The sequence below is a fragment of the Geodermatophilus sp. URMC 65 genome (assembly GCF_053502545.1).
Window position 1 is genome coordinate 2,317,910 of record NZ_CP199954.1, and the last position, 25,404, is coordinate 2,343,313.

General features: G+C 75.0%; 20 protein-coding genes. 11 read left to right on the forward strand and 9 right to left on the reverse strand.

What is annotated here, in order from left to right:
* Positions 1-54 precede the first annotated feature (54 nt).
* Complete coding sequence (locus ACWIX7_RS11305) at positions 55-1,566, forward strand: glycosyl hydrolase family 28-related protein (RefSeq protein WP_448621629.1); 1,512 nt, start codon at positions 55-57, stop codon at positions 1,564-1,566.
* Positions 1,567-1,571: 5 nt separating this feature from the next.
* Here the strand turns inward: ACWIX7_RS11305 and ACWIX7_RS11310 are convergent, their stop codons facing one another.
* The 4 genes from ACWIX7_RS11310 to ACWIX7_RS11325 all read right to left on the reverse strand — a co-directional run bounded on the left by ACWIX7_RS11310 (position 1,572) and on the right by ACWIX7_RS11325 (position 6,911).
* Positions 1,572-3,320, reverse strand: a complete 1,749-nt coding sequence (locus ACWIX7_RS11310; RefSeq protein WP_448621630.1) for a glycoside hydrolase family 2 protein — start codon at positions 3,318-3,320, stop codon at positions 1,572-1,574.
* A gap of 93 nt (positions 3,321-3,413) precedes the next feature.
* Positions 3,414-4,271 carry a MaoC family dehydratase gene (locus ACWIX7_RS11315; protein WP_448621631.1) on the reverse strand — a complete coding sequence of 286 codons (858 nt, stop codon included), beginning with the start codon at positions 4,269-4,271 and terminating at the stop codon, positions 3,414-3,416.
* Positions 4,271-5,614: a 3-oxoacyl-ACP reductase gene (locus ACWIX7_RS11320; RefSeq protein ID WP_448621632.1), complete on the reverse strand. Its 1,344-nt coding sequence runs from the start codon at positions 5,612-5,614 to the stop codon at positions 4,271-4,273. Before ACWIX7_RS11320 ends, ACWIX7_RS11315 begins: the two co-directional genes overlap by 1 nt.
* A gap of 10 nt (positions 5,615-5,624) precedes the next feature.
* Complete coding sequence (locus ACWIX7_RS11325) at positions 5,625-6,911, reverse strand: acetyl-CoA C-acetyltransferase (protein WP_448621633.1); 1,287 nt, start codon at positions 6,909-6,911, stop codon at positions 5,625-5,627.
* A 93-nt stretch (positions 6,912-7,004) separates the two neighbouring features.
* Here ACWIX7_RS11325 and ACWIX7_RS11330 point away from each other — a divergent pair, with 93 nt between their 5' ends.
* On the forward strand, positions 7,005-7,661 hold the full coding sequence (locus ACWIX7_RS11330; protein WP_448621634.1) for a TetR family transcriptional regulator: 657 nt from the start codon (positions 7,005-7,007) through the stop codon (positions 7,659-7,661).
* A complete protein-coding gene (locus ACWIX7_RS11335) occupies positions 7,658-9,685 on the forward strand; it encodes an acyl-CoA dehydrogenase family protein (protein ID WP_448621635.1) in 2,028 nt (675 codons plus the stop codon). The genes ACWIX7_RS11330 and ACWIX7_RS11335 overlap by 4 nt, the downstream gene beginning before the upstream one ends.
* 129 nt (positions 9,686-9,814) lie before the next feature.
* On the opposite strand, the gene ACWIX7_RS11340 is transcribed toward ACWIX7_RS11335, so the two are convergent.
* Positions 9,815-11,350: an amidase gene (locus tag ACWIX7_RS11340; RefSeq protein ID WP_448621636.1), complete on the reverse strand. Its 1,536-nt coding sequence runs from the start codon at positions 11,348-11,350 to the stop codon at positions 9,815-9,817.
* A gap of 250 nt (positions 11,351-11,600) precedes the next feature.
* Here ACWIX7_RS11340 and ACWIX7_RS11345 point away from each other — a divergent pair, with 250 nt between their 5' ends.
* Complete coding sequence (locus ACWIX7_RS11345; protein WP_448621637.1) at positions 11,601-12,320, forward strand: trimeric intracellular cation channel family protein; 720 nt, start codon at positions 11,601-11,603, stop codon at positions 12,318-12,320.
* 13 nt (positions 12,321-12,333) lie between these two features.
* Here the strand turns inward: ACWIX7_RS11345 and ACWIX7_RS11350 are convergent, their stop codons facing one another.
* Positions 12,334-15,081: a SpoIIE family protein phosphatase gene (locus ACWIX7_RS11350; protein WP_448621638.1), complete on the reverse strand. Its 2,748-nt coding sequence runs from the start codon at positions 15,079-15,081 to the stop codon at positions 12,334-12,336.
* A 151-nt stretch (positions 15,082-15,232) separates the two neighbouring features.
* Between ACWIX7_RS11350 and ACWIX7_RS11355 the strand changes: the two genes are divergently transcribed.
* Positions 15,233-16,354, forward strand: a complete 1,122-nt coding sequence (locus ACWIX7_RS11355) for an EAL domain-containing protein (RefSeq protein WP_448621639.1) — start codon at positions 15,233-15,235, stop codon at positions 16,352-16,354.
* A 110-nt stretch (positions 16,355-16,464) separates the two neighbouring features.
* Here the strand turns inward: ACWIX7_RS11355 and ACWIX7_RS11360 are convergent, their stop codons facing one another.
* Entirely contained in the window at positions 16,465-17,388 is a 924-nt protein-coding gene (locus tag ACWIX7_RS11360; RefSeq protein ID WP_448621640.1) for an aldo/keto reductase, read from the reverse strand.
* A gap of 205 nt (positions 17,389-17,593) precedes the next feature.
* On the opposite strand from ACWIX7_RS11360, the gene ACWIX7_RS11365 reads away from it, so the two are divergent.
* On the forward strand, positions 17,594-17,878 hold the full coding sequence (locus ACWIX7_RS11365; RefSeq protein WP_091223132.1) for an HU family DNA-binding protein: 285 nt from the start codon (positions 17,594-17,596) through the stop codon (positions 17,876-17,878).
* 173 nt (positions 17,879-18,051) lie between these two features.
* Positions 18,052-19,305 (forward strand): serine hydrolase domain-containing protein, encoded by a 1,254-nt coding sequence (locus ACWIX7_RS11370; protein WP_448621641.1) that lies wholly within the window; start codon positions 18,052-18,054, stop codon positions 19,303-19,305.
* A 162-nt stretch (positions 19,306-19,467) separates the two neighbouring features.
* Here ACWIX7_RS11370 and ACWIX7_RS11375 read toward each other — a convergent pair whose 3' ends face one another.
* Positions 19,468-19,929, reverse strand: a complete 462-nt coding sequence (locus ACWIX7_RS11375) for a MaoC family dehydratase (protein WP_448621642.1) — start codon at positions 19,927-19,929, stop codon at positions 19,468-19,470.
* A gap of 72 nt (positions 19,930-20,001) precedes the next feature.
* On the opposite strand from ACWIX7_RS11375, the gene folP reads away from it, so the two are divergent.
* From folP to ACWIX7_RS11395, 4 genes are all read left to right on the forward strand, one after another.
* Entirely contained in the window at positions 20,002-20,862 is an 861-nt protein-coding gene (folP, locus tag ACWIX7_RS11380; RefSeq protein WP_448621643.1) for a dihydropteroate synthase, read from the forward strand.
* Between the two features lie 136 nt (positions 20,863-20,998).
* Entirely contained in the window at positions 20,999-21,424 is a 426-nt protein-coding gene (locus ACWIX7_RS11385; RefSeq protein WP_448621644.1) for a PaaI family thioesterase, read from the forward strand.
* 162 nt (positions 21,425-21,586) lie between these two features.
* Positions 21,587-23,188, forward strand: a complete 1,602-nt coding sequence (locus ACWIX7_RS11390) for a 4-coumarate--CoA ligase family protein (RefSeq protein WP_448621645.1) — start codon at positions 21,587-21,589, stop codon at positions 23,186-23,188.
* A 29-nt stretch (positions 23,189-23,217) separates the two neighbouring features.
* Positions 23,218-24,186, forward strand: a complete 969-nt coding sequence (locus ACWIX7_RS11395) for an alpha/beta hydrolase (RefSeq protein ID WP_448621646.1) — start codon at positions 23,218-23,220, stop codon at positions 24,184-24,186.
* 115 nt (positions 24,187-24,301) lie between these two features.
* Here ACWIX7_RS11395 and ACWIX7_RS11400 read toward each other — a convergent pair whose 3' ends face one another.
* Complete coding sequence (locus tag ACWIX7_RS11400; RefSeq protein WP_448621647.1) at positions 24,302-25,354, reverse strand: AraC family transcriptional regulator; 1,053 nt, start codon at positions 25,352-25,354, stop codon at positions 24,302-24,304.
* Between the last annotated feature and the right edge of the window lie 50 nt (positions 25,355-25,404).

Below are 25,404 nucleotides of genomic sequence, written 5' to 3' on the forward strand. Positions count from 1 at the left end.
GACGGACGCACCCGACCTCCGCAGCCTCCTGCAGGTACCCCGCCCGGACCCCCGGTGGGCCGACGTGCGGTCCTCCTCGGCGCGGTGGGGCTGGCTGCCACGGCCGCCCTCGCGGGCAGCAGCGATCCACCGACGGTGGCGCCCGCTGCCGCCGCGCGGGCGCCGCAGAGCCGGCCGCCGCTCCGCGTGCGGGAGGACGGCCCCGTTGGGGACGGCGTCGCCGACGACACCGCCGCGGTGCAGGCGATCATCGACGCCAGCGCCCGTACCGGAGCCACGGGGGTGCTGCCTGCGGGCACCTACCGGTGCACGGCCAGCCTGCTCCTCCCGGCCGGCGCACGGCTCCACCTCGAGCCCGGCTCGTTCCTGGCCAAGGACTGGACGGCGCCCCCCGGGCTGGACGGCGCCTTCCTTCGCAACGCCGACTTCGCCGTCAAGTCCGACGGCGTGCGCATCTCCGGTCCCGGCACCATCGGGGCCGTCGACCACAGCCGGACCGGTGTCGTGCTGGCCCTCTACGGGGACGATGTCCACCTCAGTGACGTCACGGTCGACACCTACGCCGGTGGCCAGGCGGTGATGTTCGCCGGCGACCGGGGCCGCCTGGACCGGGTCCGCGTGCGCAACAGCGCGCCGGCGACGGGCACGGGGGGCATCCGGGTGTTCGGGGGCTCGGACTTCCTCGCCACCGCCTGCCACGTCGAGTCCGGCGACGACTGCCTGCAGTTCGCGCCCATCGGCGCCCCCGGTGCCCTGCTCCGGGGCCTGGACGTCACCGGAGGCCGGTTCGTCGACTGCACCGGTGCCAGTTCAGTGAGCCGCTTCATGGTCGCCGTGCTCGAGTGGACGGGCGGCGAGGACCGCATGACGGCCTCGATCCGCGACTGCTCATTCCACGGGTGCCGGGGCCGGGCCACCGGCCGCGGCATCGTCGTCAAGAACACGCACAGCAGCGGAGCGATCGAGCGCCTGTCGTTCACCGACTGCACCGTGGACATCGCCGATGGGGGCGACGACCGTTCCGCGGCCATCCGCGTGCAGACCGGTCCCGCCTCCAGGGGCTCCGTCCGCCACGTCTCCTTCACCCGCACCCGCACCACCCAGCCGGTGGACAGCGCCCTGCGGATCGGCGGGGACGGCACCAGCGACATCACCGTCGAGGACTGCACCTTCCCGGCTCCCCTGCGGGGGGCCGCCCCGGCCGCGGTGGTCGACGCGGCCGACCGGGTGCGGCTCCTGCGGAGCTCGTTCGCCGCCGCGCCAGGGGGTCCGCTGCTCGTCGTCGGGCCGAGGGTGCCGGTGACCGGGCTGTCCGTGGAGGCCTGCCGGCTCACCGGCATCGGAAGCGGCACCCATGGGATCCAACTGGTGGAGGTCGACGGCGCGCGGATCGCCGACTCGGTGTTCCTGCGGACCGGAGGGGCCACGAACGCCCGTGCCGTCCGGGTGGCCGCGACGTCGAGAGGGGTCGTCATCGAGGGCAACGACCTCACCGGCCTGAGCACCACCAGGACGATCACCGACCTCGCCGGCGACACGGTGGTCCGCGACAACCGCGAGGCGTAGGTCCCCTACGTCTCGCCGAGGGTGGCCCGGCGCAGCGCCTCGAGGTCGACCTTGGGCACCCGGTCCGCGCCCACCAGCCCGTTGCGCTCCTGGTAGGTGTCGGACAGCTGCGTCCAGCAGGCGCCGGCGAGCGCGGAGCTGCCGTGAACCGCGGCCCACTGGGCGCGGTAGCGGGCCAGCAGGTCCTCCGGCGAGGTCGCGTCGGCGTAGCCCCAGCCCTCGTCCTCCGGGGAGCGCAGCGCCACGCCGCCGAACTCCGAGAGGACGACGGCCCGGCCGGCGACGCCCGCGCGGTCGAGGTCGGCCAGGTACCCGTCGCGACGGCGTCCCGTGGCCACCCGCTCGAGGTCCGCGGCCGTGGCGTAGCGCTCGCCGAGCACCGCGGGGTCCTGCTCGTAGTCGTGGATGCCCAGGATGTCGCCGTCCAGGGTCTCCCAGCCGTCGTTGGCCGACACCGGGCGGGTGCCGTCGAGCGCGTCCGCCGTCTCCGTGAGCGCCCGGATCAGCCCGCGCTGCCGTTCGTCGACCTCCGCCTCCTGCACGCCCCACGACTCGTTGAGCGGCACCCAGGCCACCACGCTCGGGAACCCGCGGTGGGCGACCACCACGTCGGCCCACTCCCGCAGCAGCCGGGCGCTGGCCGTCGGGCCGGGCCGGTACGCCGAGGGCATCTCGGCCCACACCACGAGCCCCATCCGGTCGGCGAGGGCGAGGTACCGCGGGTCCTCGGTCTTCTGGTGCTTGCGGGCCCCGGTGAAGCCCAGCGCCCGGGTGAGCTCCAGGTCGCGCCGCAGCGCCGCGACGTCGGGCGGGGTGGCGCCGGTGTCGGGCCAGTAGCCCTGGTCGAGCACCAGCCGCATCGGCGTCGGCCGGCCGTTGACCAGCAGCCGCCCGTCGCCGACCCCGACCGAGCGCAGCGCGGTGTAGCTCTCGACCTCGTCGAGCACCTCGCCGTCGTCGGCCACCAGCGCCAGCTCGGCGTCGAGCAGCACCGGGTCGGGGCGGGGCCACCACACGAGCCCGTTGCGGTCGTCGACGCCGCCGTCCCCCACCTGGACGGTGCGCTCGACGACGGCGCCGTCCACCCGCACCGCGTCGTCCACCAGCAGCCGGTCCCCGGCGCGCAGCCGCAGGTGCAACCGGGCACCGGAGACGCGGACGGCGAGCCGCACGCGGACGTCGACCCGCAGCGTGCGCGGGTCCCCCCGCCACTGGACGTCGGTGATGTGCCGCGGCGCCACCTGCTCCAGCCAGACCGTGCGCCAGATGCCGGTCGTGCGCGGGTACCAGATGTCGTGCGGCTCGTCGCGCCAGTCCTGCTTCCCGCGCGGCGCCTCGAGGTCGAGCGGGTCGTCGTCGGCGCGGACCACCAGCTCGGCACCGTCGTCCCCCAGGAAGTCGGTGACGTCGACGCCGAACGGCGTGTACCCGCCCTCGTGGGAGGCGACGTGCGTGCCGCCGACCCACACGTCGCAGACGCGGTCGACGGCGCCGAAGTGGAGGACGGTGCGCCGGTCGCCGACGCGGCCGGGCAGCCGACGGCGGTACCAGGCGCGGCCGAGCCGCCCGGTCCAGTGCACGCCGCTGGCCGGGGTCTCCGGGGCGTAGGGCACCCGGATGGTGCGGTCGAACGCGATGCTGCCGACGGTGCCGGCGAGGTCGGGGTCGGCCGCGAACTCCCACTCCCCGTCGAGCGGGGTCCAGGGACGGCGCAGCAGCGGTCGGGGGTGCTCGGTCGGGTCCGTGTGCTCCACGCACCCACCTCACCGGAGGGGCCCGCGCCCCTCCAGTCGATCACCGGCGGGGAGCTGCCGTGGACGGCGTGTCGGGCAGCCACCCGCCGATGGTCACGGCAGCGGGCGGACGGTCCCCAGCAGGTGGTCGGCGCCGGTCTTCGCGTTGCGGACGGTGAGGTCCCAGCCGCCGTCCACCGGGGCGGTCGCGAGCGTGACCGTCGAGGGCAGCAACAGCGGCTTCTTGAACACCACGTCGACCGCCATCGCGTCGGGCAGCCGTCCGGTCAGCGCCGCGAGCGCCCGGGCCTTGACCCACATGCCGTGCGCGATCGCCCGCTTGAAGCCGAAGGCCTTGGCGGTCAGCCCGGAGAGGTGGATCGGGTTCACGTCGCCGGAGACCCGCGCGTAGCGGCGTCCGGCGTCGTCGGGCACCCGCCAGGTGGCGACGGGACGCGGCAGGTCCCCCACCGACAGCGAGAGGTCGGACCCCGGCGCGCCCTCCGGCGCCTGCGCGCCGCGGGACAGGTACGTCGACCGCGAGCGCCACACCTCGGCGCCGCCGGCCGAGACCGACGCGCACAGGTCGACCGTCGCCCCGCGTGGGTGCCGGGCGAACCGTTCGGCCCAGACCTCCAGGTCCAGCGCCTCGTCGGCCCGGACCGGCCGCAGCACGTCGACCCGGTTGCGCACGTGCACCAGGCCCGGCAGGGCGAGCGGGAACGACCTGTCGCTCATCAGCGCCAGCTGCAGCGGGAACGCCAGCACGTGCGGGTACGTGGCGGGGAGCGTGTCGGCCAGGGGGAAGCTGCAGACCCGGTCGTAGGCGGCCAGGTCGGTGGCCTCGACGCGCAGGCCGGTGCGGGCCAGCCGGGTGTCGGGCAGGTCGCCGCCGCGGCCGCGCGCGGTGGCCACGGCCCGGGCGAACAGCGCCGGCATCGACGGCGCGGCCTCCAGCACGGTGCGGGCCATCACGCCCCCAGGAAGGACTGGCCGCACACCCGCACGACCTGGCCGTTGACCCCGGCGGCACTCGGCTGCGCCAGCCAGGCGATCGTCTCCGCGACGTCCACCGGCAGGCCGCCCTGCTGCAGCGAGTTGATCCGCGAGCCGACCTCACGGGTGCCGAACGGCATCCTCGCCGTCATCTCGGTGACGATGAACCCCGGCGCGACCGCGTTGATGGTCGCGCCGCGCTCGGCGAACGCCGGCGCCCACGCCCGCACCATGCCGATGACGCCGGCCTTGGACGCCGCGTAGTTGGTCTGGCCGCGGTTGCCGGCGATGCCCGACTGCGAGCTCACGCAGACCACCCGGGCGCCGGACCCCAGCAGGCCCTCGGCGTCGAGCAGCGCCTCGGTGATGTCCAGCTGCGCCTGCAGGTTGACCGCCATCACCGAGTTCCAGCGGGCGGCGTCCATGTTGACCAGCAGCCTGTCGCGGGTGATGCCGGCGTTGTGGACGACGACGTCCACCCCGCCGTGCCGCTCCCGCAGGTGGGCGACCAGCCGCTGCGCGGCATCGGGCGCGGTGATGTCGAGCTGCAACGCCGTCCCGCCGATCTCGTTGGCCACCTCGGCCAGCGACTGGCCGGCGGCGGGGACGTCGACGGCGACCACGGAGGCGCCGTCACGGGCCATCACGCGGGCGATGGACGCGCCGATGCCGCGCGCGGCCCCGGTGACGACGGCGACCTCCCCGGCCAGCGGGCGCTCCTCGTCCTCGCCCGCCGGGACGTGCGCGGCCGCCAGGGTGACCACCTGGCCGTCGACGTAGGCCGAGCGGCCGGAGAGGAAGAAGCGGACCGGTCCGGGCGCGGAGGCCTCCGCACCGGTCGGCACGAACAGCAGGTTCGCCGTCGCGCCGTCGCGCAGCTCCTTGGCGACCGAGCGCACCAGGCCCTCCAGCGCCTGCCGGGCGGCGGCCTGCGCCGGGGAGCCGGCGTCCGACGGCGGGTCGGCCAGCACCAGCACCCGGCCCGACGGGCCCAGCCGCCGGACCGCCGGGGCGAGGAACTCCTGCGCCGCGGCGAGGTCGGCCGGGCCGGTCACGCCGGTGGCGTCGAGCAGCACGGCGCCCAGCCGCTCGCCGTCGGTGGCCGCCGGCGGCTGCACGGGGACGCCGGCGTCCTCGAGCACGCGGATCAGGGTCTCGTGCAGCCGACCCCCGCCGGTGGTGCCGACCACGGCCGGGCCGGTCAGCAGCGGTACGCCCGGCTCGTATCGGCGTAGCACGGCCGGGCGGGGCAGGCCGAGCTGCCCGACCAGGGTCGAGCCGACGCCGGAGTTGGCGAAGTCGCGGTACCAGTCACCCACGGGTGCTCCTTCAGGACTCGAGGACGGCGACGACGCCCTGGCCGCCGGCCGCACAGATGGAGATCAGGCCGCGCTTGCCGGGGCCCGCCTCGTGCAGCTGCTTGGCCAGCGAGGCGACGATGCGCCCGCCGGTCGCGGCGAACGGGTGGCCGGCCGCCAGCGACGAGCCGTTGACGTTGAGCCTCGACCGGTCGATGGCGCCCAGCGGGGCGTCCAGACCCAGCCGCTCCTTGCAGAACGCCGGGTCCTGCCAGGCCTCCAGCGTGGCGAGCACCGTCGAGGCGAACGCCTCGTGGATCTCGTAGTAGTCGAAGTCCTGCAGCGTCAGGCCGTTGCGGGCCAGCAGCACCGGGACGGCGTACGCCGGGGCCATCAGCAGGCCCTCGCCCCCGTGCACGTGGTCGACCGCGGCGGTCTGCGCGTCGACGAGGTGGGCGAGCACCGGCAGGCCGTGCTCGGCGGCCCACTCGTCGGAGGCCAGCAGGACGGCGGAGGCGCCGTCGGACAGCGGCGTCGAGTTGCCCGCGGTCATGGTGGCGTCGGGGTCGCCCGTACCGAACACCGGCTCCAGCTTCGCGAGCTTCTCCACCGAGGTGTCCGGCCGCAGGTTCTCGTCACGGGTCAGGCCCAGGTAGGGGGTGACCAGGTCGTGGAAGAAGCCGCGCTCGTAGGCCGCGGCGAGGTTGTGGTGCGAGCGGACGGCCAGCTCGTCCTGGGCCTCGCGGCTGATCCCCCACTCCCTGGCGGTGATCGCCTGGTGCTCGCCCATCGACAGGCCGGTGCGCGGCTCGGCGTTGCGCGGGGCCTCGGGCACGAGCATCCCGGGTCGCACGCCGGCGAGCGCCCTGAGCCGCTGCTGCACCGTCCGGGCGCTGCTGAGCGCGATCAGTACGCGGCGCATCTCGTCGTGGATGGCCAGCGGGGCGTCGGAGGTGGTGTCGACGCCGCCGGCGATGCCGGACTCGATCTGCCCCAGCGCGATCTTGTTGGCGACCAGGATCGCGGCCTCGAGCCCGGTGCCGCAGGCCTGCTGCACGTCGTAGGCCGGGGTGGCGGCCGACAGCCGCGAGCCGAGGACCGCCTCACGGGTCAGGTTGAAGTCGCGGGAGTGCTTGAGGACCGCACCCGCGACGACCTCCCCGACCCGCCGGCCCTGCAGCCCGAAGCGGGCGACCAGCCCGTCCAGCGTCGCGGTGAGCATGTCCTGGTTGGACGCCTGCGCGTACGCGGAGTTCGAGCGGGCGAAGGGGATGCGGTTGCCGCCGACGATCGCGGCCTTCCGGGTCTGCGGAGCCATCGGGACCCTCCGGATCACTGGATGGGGGCACGGGCGGCACGGCACCGCCCCGATAAGTGTCTGGAACCGAGGGTATCAGGTACCGTCGGTATCGTGAGAGCCGAGCCGTCGAGGCGCGACCGCCGCGACTCCCGGTGGGACGAGCACCGTCGCGCCCGCCGCGAGCAGCTGGTCGACGCCACCATCGCCGCGGTGGGCCGGCACGGCGCGGGCGTCGGCATGGAGGAGATCGCCACCGCCGCCGGCACCAGCAAGACCGTCGTCTACCGGCACTTCGCCGACCGCACCGAGCTGCACGTCGCCGTCTGCAGCCGGGTGGCCGCCTCCCTCACCGCGCGCCTGCGCGAGGCGATGGAGAGCACCGGCGAGCCGCGGCAGATGATGGCCGCCGCCGTCGAGACCTACCTGACGTTCCTCGAGGCCGACCCCGAGCTGTACCGGTTCGTCGTCCAGGCACCGGACCGCCCGGGCGGCCAGGGCCCCGGTGACGCGGACCCGATCGCCAACCTCTCCCACCTCGTCGGCGACCAGGCCGCCGCGCTGGTCGCCGTGACCCTGGAGCAGGCCGGCCGCGACCCCGCCGCCGCGCTCCCGTGGGGCCACGGCCTGGTCGGCCTCGTCCGCTCGGCCGCCGACTGGTGGCTGCAGGCCGATCGTCCGATGCCCCGAGTGGAACTCGCCGCGCACCTGACCGATCTCGCCTGGGCCGGGCTCTCCGGCGTCGTGTCCCGCAACGAGGAGGAACTGTGACCACGAGCCTGCCGCACGCGGTGGACGCGAAGACGCTCACCGAGGTGCTCGACGGCCGCTGGGGCCACGTGCGCCGCGACGCGCGCGAGAACCTGCACGACCCCGACCTGCTGCCGGTCTACGGCGAGAACGTGCAGGAGGCCCGGGAGCGGGTCACCCGGATGGCGGCGGAGATCGCCCGTTCCGGCCGGGTCACCCTCGGCTTCCCCAAGGAGTACGGCGGCGAGGACGACGCCGGCGGCTCGGTCACCTCGATCGAGATGCTGGCGTTCACCGACCTGTCGCTGATGGTGAAGGCCGGCGTCCAGTGGGGCCTGTTCGGCGGGGCCGTGCAGGCGCTGGGCACCGAGCGGCACCACGAGGCGTACCTGCGCGACATCATGAGCTTCGCGCTGCCCGGGTGCTTCGCCATGACCGAGACCGGGCACGGCTCCGACGTCCAGCAGCTGCGGACGACGTGCACCTACGACCCCGAGACGCAGACCTTCGACCTGCACACGCCGCACGAGGCAGCCCGCAAGGACTACATCGGCAACGCCGCGAAGGACGGCCGGATGGCGGTCGTGTTCGCCCAGCTGGTGACCCAGGGCCGCAGGCACGGGGTGCACGCCTGGCTGGTGCCGATCCGCGACGAGCGGGGCGACCCGATGCCGGGCGTCACCATCGGCGACGACGGCCCCAAGGCCGGCCTGCTCGGCGTCGACAACGGCCGGCTGAGCTTCGACCACGTGACCGTGCCGCGGGACATGCTGCTCGACCGCTACGGCCAGGTCGCCGAGGACGGCACCTACACCAGCTCGATCGGAAACGAGACCCGCCGCTTCTTCACCATGCTGGGCACCCTGGTGCGCGGCCGGGTGAGCGTCGGCGGCTCCGCGTCGGCGGCGACCAAGCTCGCCCTCGACATCGCCGTCCGCTACGGCGAGACCCGCCGGCAGTTCTCCGCGCCGGGTGCCGACCGCGAGGTCCTGCTCAACGACTACCTCGTGCACCAGCGCAAGCTGCTGCCGGCGCTGGCCGCCACCTACGCGTACTCCTTCGCGCAGGAGGAGCTGGTCGGCACGATGCACGACGTCCAGGGCGCGGAGGACCTCGACGAGGGCGCGCAGCGCGAGCTGGAGTCCCGGGCCGCCGGGCTCAAGGCCGCGCAGACCTGGCACGCCACGCGGACCATCCAGATGGCCCGCGAGGCCTGCGGCGGTGCGGGCTACCTGCAGGAGAACCGGCTGCCGCACCTCAAGGCCGACACCGACGTGTTCACCACCTTCGAGGGCGACAACACCGTCCTGCTGCAGCTGGTCGCCAAGGGCCTGCTCACCGGCTACCGCGACGCCTTCGGCTCGCTCGACGGCTGGGGCAAGGTCGGGTTCATCGCCGACATGGTCCGCGAGACCGTGCTCGAGCGGACGGCGGCCCGCGGCCTGATCGCCCGGCTCGTCGACGCCGTGCCCGGCCGGGAGGACGAGGTGCCGCTGCTCGACCGCGGCTGGCAGCTGAAGATGCTCGAGGACCGCGAGAAGCACCTGCTCGAGAGTGCGATCCGGCGGCTGCGGCGTGGCGCGGACACCCCCGGCGCCCGGCCCTTCGACGTGTTCAACGACGTCCAGGACCACGTGCTGCGGACGGCGCAGGCGCACATCGACCGCATCGTGCTGGAGGCCTTCGTCGCCGGCATCGAGCGGACCACCGACGTCGACGCGCGGGCCCTGCTCGAGCGGGTCTGCGACCTCTATGCGCTCACGACCATCGAGGCCGACCGGGCCTGGTTCCTCGAGCACGGCCGGCTCACCCCGAACCGCTCCAAGGCGCTCACCGCCACGGTGAACGCGCTGCTCAAGGACCTGCGCCCGCACATGGTCACGCTGGTCGACGCCTTCGCCATCCCGGAGGACTGGAAGGGCGCGGCGATCCTCCGCGAGGAGCCCGGCCGCCAGGAGGCCATGTCCAGCCACGACGGGGCGACCCGGGACGCCCAGCTGCGCCGCGGGACGGCGACCTCGCTGGAGGTCCCGCCCGGCCAGTGACAGGGCCTCGTCCGGGGGCCGCCATTGATCATGGGGTCGGCGCCGCCGACACGGCTGGACACGCCGCAGCGGCCGGCGACGACCCCATGGTCAACAGCGGGAGGGGTCGGCGGGGTCGGAGCGAGCGCGTCAGCGGGCCGGGGGGCTCGGGAAGCCGCCGACCAGCTGCTCGAAGGCGTGCGCCACCTTCAGCGGGGTCGTGTCCTCGAACCGGCGGCCGACCAGCATCATCCCGACCGGCAGCCCCTGCGAGAGCCCGGCCGGGACGCTGGTGGCCGGGTGGCCGCTGACGTCGAACGGCGCGCAGTTGACGATCATCTCCAGCGCGCGGGCCACCCGGGTCTCCACCGGGTCGTCCGGCGCCGGGATCTCCGGGGCCACCATCGGCACGGTCGGCATCACCAGCAGGTCGACGTCGGCCAGCGCGGCGTCGTACTGCCGGCGCACCTCGGTGGCCAGGTTCTGCGCCATCGCGTAGTGCCGGGTCTGCTCCCGCTCGTACGACCAGCGGCCGGACAGCGCCACCGCCGTCACCGTCGGGGACCACCGGTCGACCACCTCGCGGCGCTGGCGGCCGTAGTGGGCGATCAGCTCGGGGTCGTAGCGGCCCTCGTAGTTCCAGCCGTAGCCGTTGCCCTCGATCATCTGCACCGTGGCGCCGTCGGTGGCGATGACGTTCCAGACGTGCAGCGCGTGCCGGTGCCAGGGCAGGTCGAGGTCCACCACCTCGATGCCCAGCTCCCGCAGCCGCCCGGCGGCCGCCCGGACGGTGTCGTCGACGTCGGCCTCGGAGAGCTCCGCCCAGCCGAAGCCCTGGGCGACGACCCCGACCCGCAGCCCCGCGACGTCCCCGCCCAGCGCGGCGGCGTACTGCTCGGGCACCACGTCGGCGGGCTGGCGCGGGTCGTTGCCGTCCCGGCCGGCGAGGACGTCGAGCATCGCTGCCGCGTCGGCGACCGTGCGGGTCATCGGGCCCAGGTGGTCGAGGGTCAGCTCGATGGGGAACGCGCCGGTGTAGGGCACCAGCCCGTGCGTGGGCTTGTGGCCGACGATGCCGGAGAAGGCCGCGGGCATGCGGATCGAGCCGCCCTGGTCCCCGCCGACCGCCAGGTCGACCACCCCGGACGCCACCAGCGCGGCGCTGCCGCTGGAGCTGCCACCGGTGGTGCGGGACGGGTCCCACGGGTTGCGCACCGGCCCGGTGACGGAGGTGTGGCTGCCGCCGGAGAAGCAGAGGTCCTCGCAGACGGACTTGCCGGTGATCGTCGCGCCGGCCTCGAGCAGGCGGGTGACGACGGTGGCGTCCTCCCGTGGGACGAACCCCTCGACGGTGTGCGAGCCGTTCATCATCGGGACGCCGGCGACCTCGACGTTGTCCTTGACCGCCACCGTCCGGCCGGCCAGCGGCCCGTCCGCGGCACCGCGGATCTCGGTCGTGACGTACCAGGCGCCGAGCGGGTTGTCGGCGTCGTCGGGGCGGGTGCTCGGCCGGTCGGCGGGCGCCTGCGGGGCGATCCCGGCGTAGAGCTCCTCGACCGCGTCGTAGGAGCTGAGGAAGGCCGCGACGATCGGGGTGTAGGCGGCCACCTCCTCGGCGGTGGGCTTCATGCCGTAGCTGGCCGCGAGCGCGGCCACCTCGTTCTCGTCCGGCGGGCGTACGGGCACGGCGACCTCCTGGGGAGCGGCGGGTGGAGCCGCAAGCTAGCGGCGTCCCCACTCTCCTGTCACCGGCGGTGACGCCGTCCTCACCGTGTTGATCATGGGGTCGTCGCCGCCGACACGGCGCGACACGCCGCCGGCGCGTGCAACAACCCCATGATCACCGCAGCGAGGGAGCAGCGAGAGAGCACCAGGGAGGGACGGCGGAGGCGGAGGCTGCGGCCGGGGCCGACGGACGGCGCGGCAGGATGCGGCCGTGGAGATCCTGGCCGCGGCCACCGAGACGCTGCGGGTGCCGGCGGCGGTCGACCTCGCGGCGATCGTGGTGGGCGCGCTGACCGGGGGGCTGCTCGCCGCCCGCGAGGGGTTCGCCGTCTCCGGCGTGCTGCTGCTGGCCTTCACCGGCGGGCTCGGCGGCGGGCTGGTGCGCGACGTGCTGCTCGGCGACCTGCCGCCGGTCGCCCTGACCAACCCCGCCTACCTGCCCACGGTGGCCGTCACCGCGACGGTGACGTTCTACTTCTCCGGCTGGCTGTCCCGGCTGACCGGCCTGCTCGTCGTCCTCGACGCGGTCACCCTCGGCTTCTTCACCGTCATCGGCGCGCAGAAGGCGCAGCTGGCCGCGCTGCCCAGTCCCAGCGTGGTCTTCGTCGGCACGGTCACCGCGGTCGGCGGCGCGGTGATCCGCGACGTGCTGCTGGCCCAGCGCGCCGACATCGTGCAGCCCGGCCCGTACAACGCGGTCGCCGCGCTGCTCGGGGCCATCGCGCTCACCGTGCTCTCCGGCCCGGCCGGCCTCGACCCGATCCTGGTCGCCGCCCTGGTCATCGTGCTGGTCGCCGCGCTGCGGGTGCTCTCGGTGTGGCGCGGCTGGGAGGCCCCGGTCGCCGTCGACCTGCCCGACCGGGCACGCCACCGGCTGCTGCGCGTGCGCGCCGTGCGTCCGGCCCGCTGGCGCCGCCGCGACCGCCGCTGAGTGGATCCCGGCGTCAGACCAGGGGCACGGCCCGGGTCAGCCGGACGGCGAGCAGCGCGACGTCGTCCTCGGCGTCGGGCAGGAACAGCCGCTCGAGGACCCGGTCGCACAGGTCGGCCAGCGGCAGCGTGGCGTACTCGGCCAGCACGGACACCAGCGCGGTGGTGCCGGTGTCGAGGTCGCGGTCGCGGCGCTCGACCAGCCCGTCGGTGTGCAGGAAGACCGTGCTGCCGGCGGGGAGGACGGCGACCCGGTCGTGCCGCGCCACCGAGGGGTCGACGCCGAGCAGCAGGTCGGGCAGGTCGCCGTCGAGCACCTGCACCCGACCGTCGGGCCGGAGCAGCACCGGCGGCGGGTGACCGGCGCTGGACCAGCGCAGCAGCGTCCGGTCGGCGGCCCGGTCGTCGTCCCCCTGCTCGAGGCGGGCGACCACCGCCGTGGCCATCGTGTCCAGCCCCAGCCCGCGGACGGCGCGGTCGACCTGGGTCAGCACCTGCGCCGGCGGGGCGCCGCTGGAGTAGCTGATCCCGCGCAGCAGGCCGCGCAGCTGGCCCATCGCCGCGGCGGCCCGGACGTCGTGGCCGACGACGTCGCCGATGGCCAGCACGGTGGCCCCGCCCGGCTCGAGGAACGCGTCGTACCAGTCGCCGCCGATCTCCGCGCCCTCTGCGGCGGGCACGTACCGGACGACGATCTCGCAGTGCTCCGGCTCCGGCGGGTCGGTGAGCATGCTGTGCTGCAGTGCCCCCGCCAGCGCCCGCTGCTGGCCGTAGAGCCGGGCGTGGTGCAGCGCCAGCCCGGCCCGGCGGCCCACCTCGACCGCGGTCTCGACCTCGGCCGGCGTGTGCGGTCCCCGCTCCGCGCCGTTGAACAGGCCCAGCGCGCCGAGGGACTGCCCGCGGGCGACCAGCGGCACGATCACGCCGGAGGCCAGGCCCAGCCGGCCCAGCAGCTCTCGGGTCGCCGGCTCGGGGATGGCGCGCTCGATCCGCGCGGCGTCGATCCGGGGCAGCACGAGCGGGCGGCCGGTGCGGGTGACCACCGACGCGGCGGCCTCCTCGGTCATCACCGCGACCATCGAGTGCACGTACAGCTCCAGCTCCGCGCGCAGCCCGGGGTCGCGGTGCGCCGAGGCCATCTCGCGCAGCCGGCCCTGCTCGTCGGTGACCACCAGCCAGCACCAGTCGGCCAGGGTGGGGACGACGACGTCGGCGAGCTGGCCGACCTGCCGGGTGATCTCCAGCGTCCCCGACAGCACCCGGCCGGTGTCGGCCAGCAGCTGCAGCCGGGCGGTGGCCGCGGTCATGGCGGCCACCGCGTCGGCGCGCACGGCGTCGGCCCGCAGCCGGGAGGCGGTCAGCGCGATCTGGGCGGTGAGCCCCTCGAGCAGCTCGACGTCGCGGTCGGGGAAGGCGTGCTCGGTCGTCCAGACGACGACGAAGCTGCCGAGCAGCCGGCCCTCGACCCGCAGCGGCAACGCGGCCAGGGCCCGCGTGCCCAGGACCGCGTTGACCTCGGCCATCCGCGGGAAGCGGGCCTCGACCTCGGCGGCGTCGGGGAACAGCAACGCCTCGCCGTGCCGGGCGACCCACTGGGTGGGCAGCTCGTCGTCCAGCGGCGTCTGCACCCCGCCGGACGGCAGCTGGACGTCGGCCGCGCTGGCCATGGTGTCGACGATGCGCCGGGTCAGGTGCAGGTACAGCTCGTCGTCGCGTGGGTCGAACACCGCCAGGCCGATCGACTCCGCGCCCAGGACGGCAGCGGCGCGCAGCGCGATCTCGGCGAGCTGGGTGACCTGCGTGGCGCCGGCGAGCTCGGCGGCGACCTCGGCGATCGCGGCGGCACGGCGGACGGCGTCGAGCTCCCGGTCGGCCTGCTCGTGGGCCTCGGTGACGTCGACGACCGTCCCCACGATCCGCTGCGGCGCGCCGTCCGGACCGGCCAGGACCCGGCCGCGGCTGATCGTCCAGCGCACCCCGCCGTCGGTGCGGACCACGCGCAGCTCGACGGCGTACTGGGCCACGGCGTCGATCGCCGCCTGCATCTCCCGCTGCGCGCGCTCCCGGTCGTCGGGGTGCACGTGCTCGGCGAACAGCCGGTCCATCCCCAGCCGGACGGTGGAGTCGTAGCCGAAGACCGCCGCGCAGCGCTCGTCCCAGTCGATGGTGTGCTGCTGCAGGTCGACCTCCCAGGTGCCCACGGCACCGGCCTCCAGCGCCAGCTCCAGGCGCATCAGGGAGGCGTCCGCGGCCGACCGGGCCGCGGACACCTCGAGCTCGGCGACCACCGAGGCGGCCAGCTGCCCGAGCGGGATGACCTGGTCCGGCGACCAGTCCCGCCGGACGCCGTCGAACACCGCCAGCGTCCCGACGAGCTGCCCGGACCGGGTGCGCAGGGGGACGCCGAGGTAGGCGACGAGCGCCCCGTCGACCGCCGCGGGCAGCGCGGCCAGCCGCTCGTCCTGCGCCGCATCCGGGACGACGACGGGGGCGCCCCGCCCGACGGTCACCGCGCACGGGGAGCCGTCGAGCGGCAGCGGACCGCTGACGACCGACGCCGGCAGCCCGCAGGACCCCACGGGCACCTCGGCGTCGGTGACCAGGCAGACCAGCGCCGCCGGGGTCTGCGTCAGCCGCGCCGCGAGCTCGGCGAGCCGGTCGTGGACGCCGGGCGAGGCCTCGGCGAGCAGCCGACGGGCCGCCGCGACGCGCTCGGGGTCGGTGAGCACGTCGGTCCGAGGGGGCGGGGGTGCTGACGCCATGCGCGCGCTCCCTCGTCCGCTGTGGGTGGCCCGTGCGCCAGCCGCGTCGACCCCACATCCTGACACGCACCGTCCCCGCGACCCCCGAACGTCCCCCGCACGTGTCACCCCCCGTCGTCCACCCCGTCGGGTGAGGTGGGCCGGGTCCCGGGTGGAGCCCGGCAGCGCCGGCGCCGATGGGGTGACCGTGACGGCGATCCTCACCAGCCGGCTGCCGGACTGCCGTCCGCTGCTGGCCGACCCCGACGACCTCACGCTGGTGTTCCAGCCGGTCGTCGACCTCGCCACCGCGCGGATCGTGGGCTACGAGGCGCTCTCCCGCTTCCCGGGGACCGCCGGGCCCGACGTCTGGTACGCGGCCGCCGCCGACTGCGGCCTGGCCGCCGAGCTCGAGGCGCTGGCGGTCACCAAGGCGCTGGCCGCCGTCCCGCTGCTGCCCGACGGCACGTCCCTCACCGTCCCCGTCAGCCCGCACCTGCTCGGCAGCGCCCCGGTCCGGGAGGCCCTCGCCACCCGGTCGGACCTGTCCCGCGTCGTCGTCCAACTCGCCGGGCACACGCCGGTCGACGACCTCGACGCGCTGCGCCGGCAGACCGACGCTCTGCGCGCCCGCCGGGCCCTCGTCGCGGTGGACGACGCCGCCTCGGGTCTGCCGCACGTGGCCGCCGTCCGCCCGGAGCTCGTCGGCCTCGACCGGACCCTGGTGACCGGCGCCGACGGCGACCCGGTCCGCACCGCGCTCACCGAGGTCGTGCGCGACCTCGCCGGCCGGATCGGTGCCCGCCTCGTCGCCGGGGGCGTCGAGACGGCCGGGGAGCTCGCCGTGCTGGCCCGGCTCGGCGTCCCGCTCGCGCAGGGCTGGCTGCTCGGCCGGCCGACGCCGGAGCCCGCCCCGCTGGCCCCGGAGGTCGCCGCGCTGGTCCGCACCTCCACCGCCCGCGCCCGGGTCCCTGCGGGGCTCGCCGCGCTCGTGCGCCCGGTGCGCCAGTGCGACGTCGGTCAGCCGCCGCCCGTCGTCCCTCCGGCGGTGCTGGTGGGCGGGCGGGGGGAGCCGGTCGCGCTGTGGCTGGCCTGTCCGCGCACCGGGGAGCCGCACCTGGCGCCGGTGTCGCTCCAGGCCCACCTCACGGACGACGTCGCCGCGACGCTGCAGCGGGCGGTGACGCGGCCGCCGGCGCAGCGCTTCGACCCGGTGGTCTGCACCGACGCCACCGGGGCGGTCGTGGGCCTGCTGCGCATCGAGGACCTCGCCGCGGCGGTCACCCGCCGTTGAGGAAGGCCCCCCTGCCCCCACCGGAGGAGGATCCCGTCCTCCCCACCCCTCGCAGGCTCGGGGCGGGCCCCTGGACGGGGCCGGCGGCGGGGCCCTGCAGGGCGGCCGCTTCAGGCGCTGGCGGCGTCCAGCGCCTGCGTCTCCTCCTCGGTGAGCACGAGGTCCTGCATGGGCAGCAGGTCGGCCAGCTGCTCCACCGAGCGGCCGCTGGCGATCGGCGAGACGACGGTGGGCCGGTCGGCCAGCCAGCGCAGCGCCACCGCCGCGACCGTCACCCCGTGCCCGTCGGCCACCTGCTGCAGCGCGGCCAGCACCCGGTCGCCCCGGTCCCCCACGTAGGCCGAGGCGCCCTCCGCCCGCGGCGAGTCGACCTGCCCGCCGGTCCGGTACTTCCCGGTCAGGAAGCCCTTGGCCAGCGCGTAGTAGGGCAGCACGCCCAGGTCGTGGGCGGCCACGACGTCGCGCAGCCCGTCCTCGTACGCCGCCCGTTCCATGAGGTTGTAGTGCGGCTGCAGCGCCACGTACCGGGTCGACCCCAGCCGCTCGGAGGTCTCCAGCGCCTCGGTCAGCCGCTCCGGCGAGTAGTTCGACGCCGCGACGCAGCGGACCTTGCCCGCCTGGACCAGCTCGTCGAACGCGCGCAGCGTCTCCTCCAGCGGTGTGCTCTCGTCGTCGTGGTGCGCGTAGTAGAGGTCGATCCGATCGGTCTGCAGCCGGCGCAGCGAGCCCTCGACCGCCGTCCGGATCTCCGCGGCCGACAGCGGGTGCTCCTTGTCCAGCCGCGAGGCCTTGGTCGCCACCACCATGCGGTCGCGCAGGCCGCGCTCGGCCATCCAGTTGCCCAGGATCTGCTCCGAGGCGCCGCGGCCGTAGGACTCGGCGGTGTCGACGAACGGCGACAGGGTGCTCACCGTCGCGTCGGTGAACCGGTCCAGCAGGGCGAAGGACGTCGGCCCGTCCGCCGTCCAGCCGAACACGTTGCCGCCCAGGCAGAGGTCGCTGACGGTGAGGTCGGTCCCGGGGATCACTGGCATGCCCGGACCGTAGACAGGCGCTGGGTCGGCGGCCGTCGGGGCGGCGCGCGCGACCCGGTCCACCGCGAGGGACCGGTGGGACGCGAGGGACCCGTTCGACCCCCTCGGTGGCGGGCTGTCAGGGGGGCATGGCACCGTGCCTGCGGTCCGACCTCGCCATCCGGCGTCGTCCGGCACGCTCTGTCACCGACACGGAAGGAACCCCGTGAACAAGGCCGAACTCGTCTCCGCCATCGCCAAGCGGGCCGACGTGCCCACCTCGACCGTGGACTCGGTGCTCGCCGGGCTCCAGGACGAGCTCGTCGACGCGATCACCCGCGGCGAGAAGGTCGCCGTCTCCGGCCTGCTGACCGTCGAGCGCACCCAGCGTTCCGCGCGCACCGGCCGCAACCCGCAGACCGGCGAGTCGATCGACATCCCCGCTGCCAACACGGTCAAGGTCACCGCCGGCTCGAACCTGAAGAAGGCGGCGAGCAACGTCCCCGTCTGAGCAAGGACCCCCTTGCCCCCTCACCGCTCGCACGCTCGCGGCGGGACCCTGCAAGGGGGCCGTCCTCCGCCGTCGGGACGGCGGCTGCCCCTGTGACCGGGCCCACGACCGCGTGGGTGAGGATGCCGGGCAGTCGCCGTCCGACGGCGGGCGGCACGAGGGACGGAGGACCCGTGACGGCACTCGAGGTGGACACCGACCCGACCGAGGTCGGCTTCGACGCCCATCGGCTGGCCCGGCTGGACCGGCGGCTGGCCCGCTGGGTGGACGACGGTCAGCTGCCCGGCTACCTGGTGACCGTGGCCCGCCACGGACGCCTGGTGCACGTCAGCTCGGCCGGGTACCGCGACGTCGAGGCCGGCCTGCCCGTCGAGCGGGACACCCGCTGGCGCATCTACTCGATGACCAAGCCGGTCACCTCGGTCGCGGCGATGATGCTGTACGAGGAGGGCGCCTTCGAGCTCTCCGACCCGATCTCCCGCTGGCTGCCCGAGTTCGCCGGGACCCGCGTCTACGTCGCGGGCTCCGCCCAGAAGCCGGTCACCCAGCCACAGATGGAGCCGATCCGGGTCCGGCACCTGCTCACGCACACCTCCGGGCTCACCTACGGCTTCCACCACGCCCACCCGGTCGACGCGATGTACCGGGCCGCCGGGCACGAGTGGGGCACCCCCGCCGGCGCGGACTCCGCCGAGGTCTGCCGCCAGTGGGCGGCGATCCCGCTGGTCTTCCAGCCCGGGTCGGAGTGGAACTACGGCGTCTCCACCGACGTCCTGGGCCGGCTGGTCGAGGTCGTCTCCGGCCAGCCGCTCGACGAGTTCTTCGAGCAGCGCATCTTCGCCCCGCTCGGGATGACCGACACCTCCTTCGGCCTGCGCGAAGGCGACGACCCCGAGTCGCTGGCCCGGCTCTACGCCGCCGTCCCGGGGCAGCCCGGCGGCGCCCCGACCGGGTTCGCCCCGTACGACGCGATGGGCGCGACCGCGCTCTCCAAGCCGGTGTTCCTCTCCGGTGGCGGCGGGCTGGTCTCCACCGCCGCGGACTACCTGCGCTTCGTCGAGCTGCTGCGCCGCAGCGGCTCCTACGACGGCGGCCGGCTGCTGGGCTCGCGCACGATCGCGCTGATGACCCGCAACCACCTGCCGGGCAACCAGGACCTGGAGACCTTCGGACGGCCGCTGTTCGCCGAGACGCCGCTGCGCGGGGTGGGCTTCGGGCTGGGCTTCTCGATGGTGATCGACCCGGTGCGCTACGGCGTGCTGTCCAGCCTCGGCGACTACAGCTGGGGCGGGGCGGCGTCCACTGCCTTCTACGTGGACCCGGTGGAGGACGTGACCGTCGGCTTCTACACCCAGCTGCTGCCGTCGAGCACGCTGCCGATCCGCAACCACCTCCGCCAGCTCGTCAACCAGGCCCTGGTCGACTGAGCAGGGACCTCCTGCTCCCCACCACTCGCAGGCTCGTGGCGGGACCCGGGACGGGCCGCCCGATGATCAGCTGGGATCACGGTCCCGGGTCCTGGCTCACCACCGGTGGTGAGCCAGGACCGGCGACGATCAGGTCAGCTGATCACTGCGTGGGACGACGCCCTAGAGGTAGCGGCGGAAGAGGATCGCAGCGACCATCGCCGGCTTGGGCTGGTTCTCGATCTCCATCGTGATGCCCAGGGTCATCTGCACGCCGCCCTCGAACTGCTTGGCCTCGTCGAGGGTCGCCGAGGCCCGGATGCGGGCGCCGACCGGCACGGGGGACATGAACCGGATCTTGTCGGCGCCGTAGTTGACGCCCATCCGGAAGCCCTTCGCCTCGATGATCTGCGCGGACAGCGCCGAGACCAGCGACAGCGTCAGGTAGCCGTGGGCGATGGGGCCGCCGAAGGGGCTCTCCTTCTTCGCCCGTTCGACGTCGACGTGGATCCACTGGTGGTCGTGGGTGGCCTCGGCGAACTGGTTGACCTGCTCCTGGGTGATCTCGAGCCAATCGCTGTGCCCGAGGTGCTGGCCGACCTTCGCCAGCACGCCGTCGATGCCCTCCACCGTGGTCTGCGCCATGAGCGCCTCCTCCTGCTCCGCGGGTCTGGTTTGCTGACTCCACCACACAGCGCGACGGCGAGGGGAGCGGGGTTGCTGCGGCTCGGTGCCCTGTCCGTGCCGGACGGCGCCTTCGTCGTGATGGCCATCGTCAACCGCACCCCGGACTCGTTCTACGACCGCGGCGCGACCTACGCGCTCGCCGCCGCCGTCGAGCGCGTCGACCGGGTCGTCGCCGAGGGCGCGGACATGGTGGACGTCGGCGGCGTCAAGGCCGCACCCGGCGAGGAGGTCGACGCCGCCGAGGAGATCCGCCGGACGGTCGACCTGGTCGCCGCCATCCGCGCCGCACACCCGACCCTGCCGATCTCCATCGACACCTGGCGGGCGGAGGTGGCACGCGAGGTGCTGGCCGCCGGGGCCGACGTCGTCAACGACGCGTGGGGCGGCGTCGAGCCGGAACTCGCGGAGGTGGCGGCCCAGGCCGGCGCCGGGCTCGTCTGCACGCACGCCGGCGGCCTGCCGCCGCGCACCCGCCCGCACCGGGTGACCTACGACGACGTCGTGGCCGACGTGGTGACCCGCACGACGGCGCTGGCCGAGGCTGCGGTCGCGGCGGGCGTGGACCGCGACCGGGTGCTGGTCGACCCGGGGCACGACTTCGGCAAGAACACCCGGCACTCGCTGGAGGCGACCCGGCGGCTCGACGAGCTGGTCGCCACGGGGTGGCCGGTGCTGGTGGCGCTGTCGAACAAGGACTTCGTCGGCGAGACCCTCGACGTCCCGCTGGAGCAGCGGCTGACCGGCACGCTGGCGGCGACCGCGGTGAGCGCCTGGCTCGGTGCGACGGTGTTCCGCGCGCACGACGTCGCGGCGACCCGCCAGACGCTGGACATGGTGGCCGCCATCCGTGGCGACCGCCCGCCCGCGCGCACCACCCGCGGCCTGGCGTAGTCACTGCGGTCCTCCGGACCGCACTGCGGCCACGTGCCATCCCCGACCTGAGCTGAGCCCACCCGGCCACTCGTCGGGGACCCTCCGAGCCCCACTCCTCGCGGCCACGCCCTCGCCCGTCACTACGTTGCTGCTCATGGCCGCCACCGGGTTCCACACCGCCGACGAGCTCAACGCGCTGCTGCCGGGCACCTTCCCGGGCCTGCTGGGGCTGACGATCACCGCGCACGAGCCCGGCCGGCTGGAGGCCGCGCTCGACGTCCGCCCGGACCTGCTGGCACCCAACGGCTACCTGCACGCCGCCACCGTGGTCGGGCTGGCCGACACCGCCTGCGGGCTGGCCACCCGGGCGCTGCTCCCGGAGGGGGCGGCCGGCTTCACCACCATCGAGCTGAAGAGCAACTTCCTCGGCACCCTGCGCGAGGGCCGGGTGACCACCGTGGCGACCAACGCGCACGCCGGGCGGACGACGCAGGTGTGGGACGCCGTGGTCACCGCGGACGGGACCGGGAAGACGATCGCGCTGTTCCGGTGCACCCAGTCGGTGCTCTGGCCACGCTGAGGAAGGGCCCCACCGCTCCCCACCACTCGCACGCTCGCGGCGGGCCCCTGCAGTGGGGCCGCGCTGACCACCCGTCCGGGTACTCACCGGTAACCCCCCTGTGGCCGCGGCCACGGCGGATGTGAGACTGACGCCACACCGATGTGCGAAGGAGCTGCACCCGTGGCGCTGGCCAGCCGTTTCCCCGACGTCGAGATCCCCGACGTCTCCGTCCCCGAGTTCGTCCTCGCCGCCGGCCGGGAGAAGCCCGACGCGCCCGCGCTCATCGACGGTCTCAAGGGCGACGTCATCACCCACGGCCAGCTGGCCGCCTACGTCGACCGCGTCGCGGCGGCGCTGCACGCCCGCGGCCTGCGCAAGGGCGACGTCGTCGCGATGTTCTGCCCGAACACGCCCTGGTACCCGGTGGTCTTCCACGGCATCGCGGCCGCCGGCTGCGTCATGTCGCCGGTCAACTCGCTGTACACGCCCGACGAGATCGCGTTCCAGCTGCGCGACTCGGGCGCGAAGATCCTCATCACCGTCTCGCCGTTCCTCGACCGGGCGCTGGCGGCGGTGGCCGAGTCCCCGGTCGGCGAGGTCGTCGTCATGGACGGCGCCGAGGGCCACGCCTCCCTGGTCGACCTGCTCTCCACCGACGCGCCGTCGGTCCAGGTCGACATCGACCCGGCCAACGACCTGGTCACGCTGCCCTACTCCAGCGGCACCACGGGCCTGCCCAAGGGCGTCATGCTCACCCACCGCAACCTGGTGGCCAACGTGACGCAGTGCCGTCCGCTGATCCGGCTCGGCGCGGACGAGCGGATCATCGCCGTCCTGCCGTTCTTCCACATCTACGGGCTCACCGTGCTGATGAACCAGGGGCTGGCCTGGGGTGGCGCGGTCGTGACGCTGCCGCGCTTCGACCTCGAGGACTTCCTGCGCACCATCCAGGAGCACGAGATCACCCGGGCCTTCGTGGCGCCGCCCATCCTGCTGGCGCTGGCCAAGCACCCGCTGGTCGACCAGTACGACCTCTCCTCGCTGACCTCGGTCACCTCCGGTGCCGCCCCCCTCGACGAACAGCTGGCGCTCGCCGCCGAGCAGCGGCTGCGCAGGGGCGCCGACACCGGCGTCACGGTGGCGCAGGGCTACGGGATGACCGAGCTGTCGCCGGTCTCGCACACCACCCCCGACCTCGGCGCCGAGCCGCCGGGCGTGCCCGCGGGGTCGGTCCCCAAGGGCTCGGTCGGCTTCGCCGTCCCGAACTCCGAGTGCCGGCTGGTCGACCCCGCCACCGGCCAGGACGCCGCCACCGGCGAGCGCGGCGAGCTGTGGGTGCGCGGCCCGAACGTCATGAAGGGCTACCTGAACAACCCCGAGGCGACGGCGGAGACGATCGACGCCGACGGCTGGCTGCACACCGGGGACGTCGCGATCGTCGACGAGAACGGCTGCTACACCGTCGTCGACCGGGTCAAGGAGCTGATCAAGTACAAGGGCTACCAGGTCGCCCCGGCCGAGCTCGAGGCCGTGCTGATCAGCCACCCGGAGATCGCCGACGCCGCGGTCATCGGCGTCCCGGACGAGGAGAGCGGCGAGGAGCTGCCCAAGGCGTTCGTCGTCCGGTCCCCCGGCTCGACGCTGACGCAGGACGCGGTCATCGAGTACATGGCCGGCAAGGTGGCGCCGCACAAGAAGATCCGCATCGTCGAGTTCATCGAGGCGGTGCCGAAGTCCGCGGCCGGCAAGATCCTGCGCAAGGACCTCCGCGCGGCGGGCTGAGGACGGTGGGGACGAGGCAGGGCCGGCCGATGGCACGGATGGACCTGCGGGTGCGGCTGCTGGGACTGCTGTCCCGGCGCTTCTCGATCACCCGCCTGGACGCCCAGGGGATCGCGAGGGCGCAGGCGCGGCACCCGGGCCACAACCGCGTGGTCGACGTCGTGTTCGGCGGGGTGACGCCCGGCACCGAGCAGGAGGAGATCGAGGTGGCGGGCCAGGTCGGGCACCTGCCGGCGCGGGTGCACCGACCGGCGGGCGCGGAGGGTCCGCTGCCGCTCGTGGTCGACTTCCACGGCGGCGGCTGGGTGCTCGGCGACCTCGACGGGGTCGACTGGCACTGCAGCAGCGTCGCGGCCGCGGTGGGGGCGGTCGTGGTGTCCGTGGACTACCGGCTCGCGCCCACCCATCGCTGGCCGGCCGGCCCCGAGGACTGCTACGCCGCGCTGTGCGACGTGGTGGCCCGCGCGGCGGAGCTCGGCGCCGACCCCGACCGTGTGGCGGTGATGGGCGACAGCGCCGGCGGCAACCTCGCCGCCGTCGTCGCGCTGATGGCGCGGGACCGCAACGGGCCCCGGATCGCCTTCCAGGGACTGGTCTACCCGGCCACCGACCTCACCTTGTCCAGCCCGTCGATCGACGAGAACGCGGACGCGCCGGTGCTGACCAAGGCCGACTGCGTGGCATTCCGGGACCACTACCTGGGCGGGCAGGACCCCCGCGATCCGTACGTCTCGCCGCTGTTCGCGACCGACCACTCCGGGCTGCCGCCCGCACTGGTCCAGGTGGCCGAACTCGACCCGATCCGCGACGACGGCCTGCGCTACGCGGCCGCGCTGCGAGCGGCAGGGGTGCCGGTGCGGACGACGACGTACGTCGGCATGCCGCACGGCTACCTCAGCTTCCCCGGTTTCTGCCGCAGCGCCCCGCAGGCGATGGCCGAGCTGTGCGCCGAGCTGGCCCTCCACCTCCGCGCCGAGGCGCCGACGCCCCGCTCCTGAACGAGGACCCCTCCTCCCCACCGCCCGCCCCCTGTCGGGCACCGCCGCGAGCGTGCGAGCGGTGGGGAGGAGGGGGTCCTCCTACCCGCAGGGGCCGGCGAGGCCGCCAGGGGTCTCAGCCGGCCGCATCCGCTGCGGCCGGCGCCTCGGCGCGTCCGGGGTCCCTCCGCGCCGCCGTGACCGGCGGGACCCCGACCACCCGCTTGTAGGCCCGGGAGAAGGCGGCCTCCGACTCGTAGCCCAGGTGCCGAGCGAGCTCGCCGACCCGCGCGCCGTCGGCGAGAGCCATGGTGGCCAGGTGCATCCGCCAGCGGGCGACGTAGTGCATGGCCGGTTCCCCGGCGAGCTCGGTGAAGCGGGCGGCGAACGAGGAGCGGGACATCCGCGCCTCCCGAGCCAGGCGGGTCAGCGTCCACGCCGCCCCGGGCTCCCGGTGCAGCCGCGCCACCGCCCGTCCCACCTGGGGGTCGCGCAGTGCGCGCAGCCAGCCCGGCCCGGTGGCCGCGGTGTCGAGCCAGGAGCGCACGGCCTGGATGACCACGACGTCGGCGAGCCGGGTGACCACCGCCTCGGACCCGGGCCGGTCGTGCCGGACCTCGTCGGCGATCACCCCGAGCAGCACCGGCAGCCAGCCGGCGCGAGCGGCGTCCCGGCCGTCGACGCGCAGGACCGGCGGCAGCAGGTCGAGCAGGTGGGCCGCCCCGGGCCGGTCGGGCTGGACGACGCCGCACACCATCCCGGCCGACGCCCCGCCGCCGTCCAGCCTCAGCACCGAGTAGTGGTCTGCGAGGTACTGCTGGGGCAGCAGGTCGGCCCGGCCGGCGATCGGCGCGTCCGGGTCGCTGCGCAGCAGGTGCCCCCGGCCGTGCGGCACCAGCGCCAGGTCCCCGGGCCCCAGCACGGACCGCACGCCGTCGACCTCCAGCACGCAGCTGCCCTCGGTGACGACGTGGAAGCTCATGCAGCCGTCGAGGGCGGGCATCGCCACGCCCCAGGGAGCGGTGGCCTCCGCCCGGCAGTAGAAGACGCCCCGGATCCGCAGGTCGGCGAGCACGCCGCCGACCGGGTCGACCGGCGTCCACGGCCGGTCGGGCGCCGCCTCGGGAACCACGTCCCCACCCTGGCCGGGGGAGCACCGGACGTCCAGGCCGTCCGGACGAACGGGCACGGGCTCCGGACGCGCGGTCATGGGCCGCGCGGCCCGGGCTCGCCAGTCTC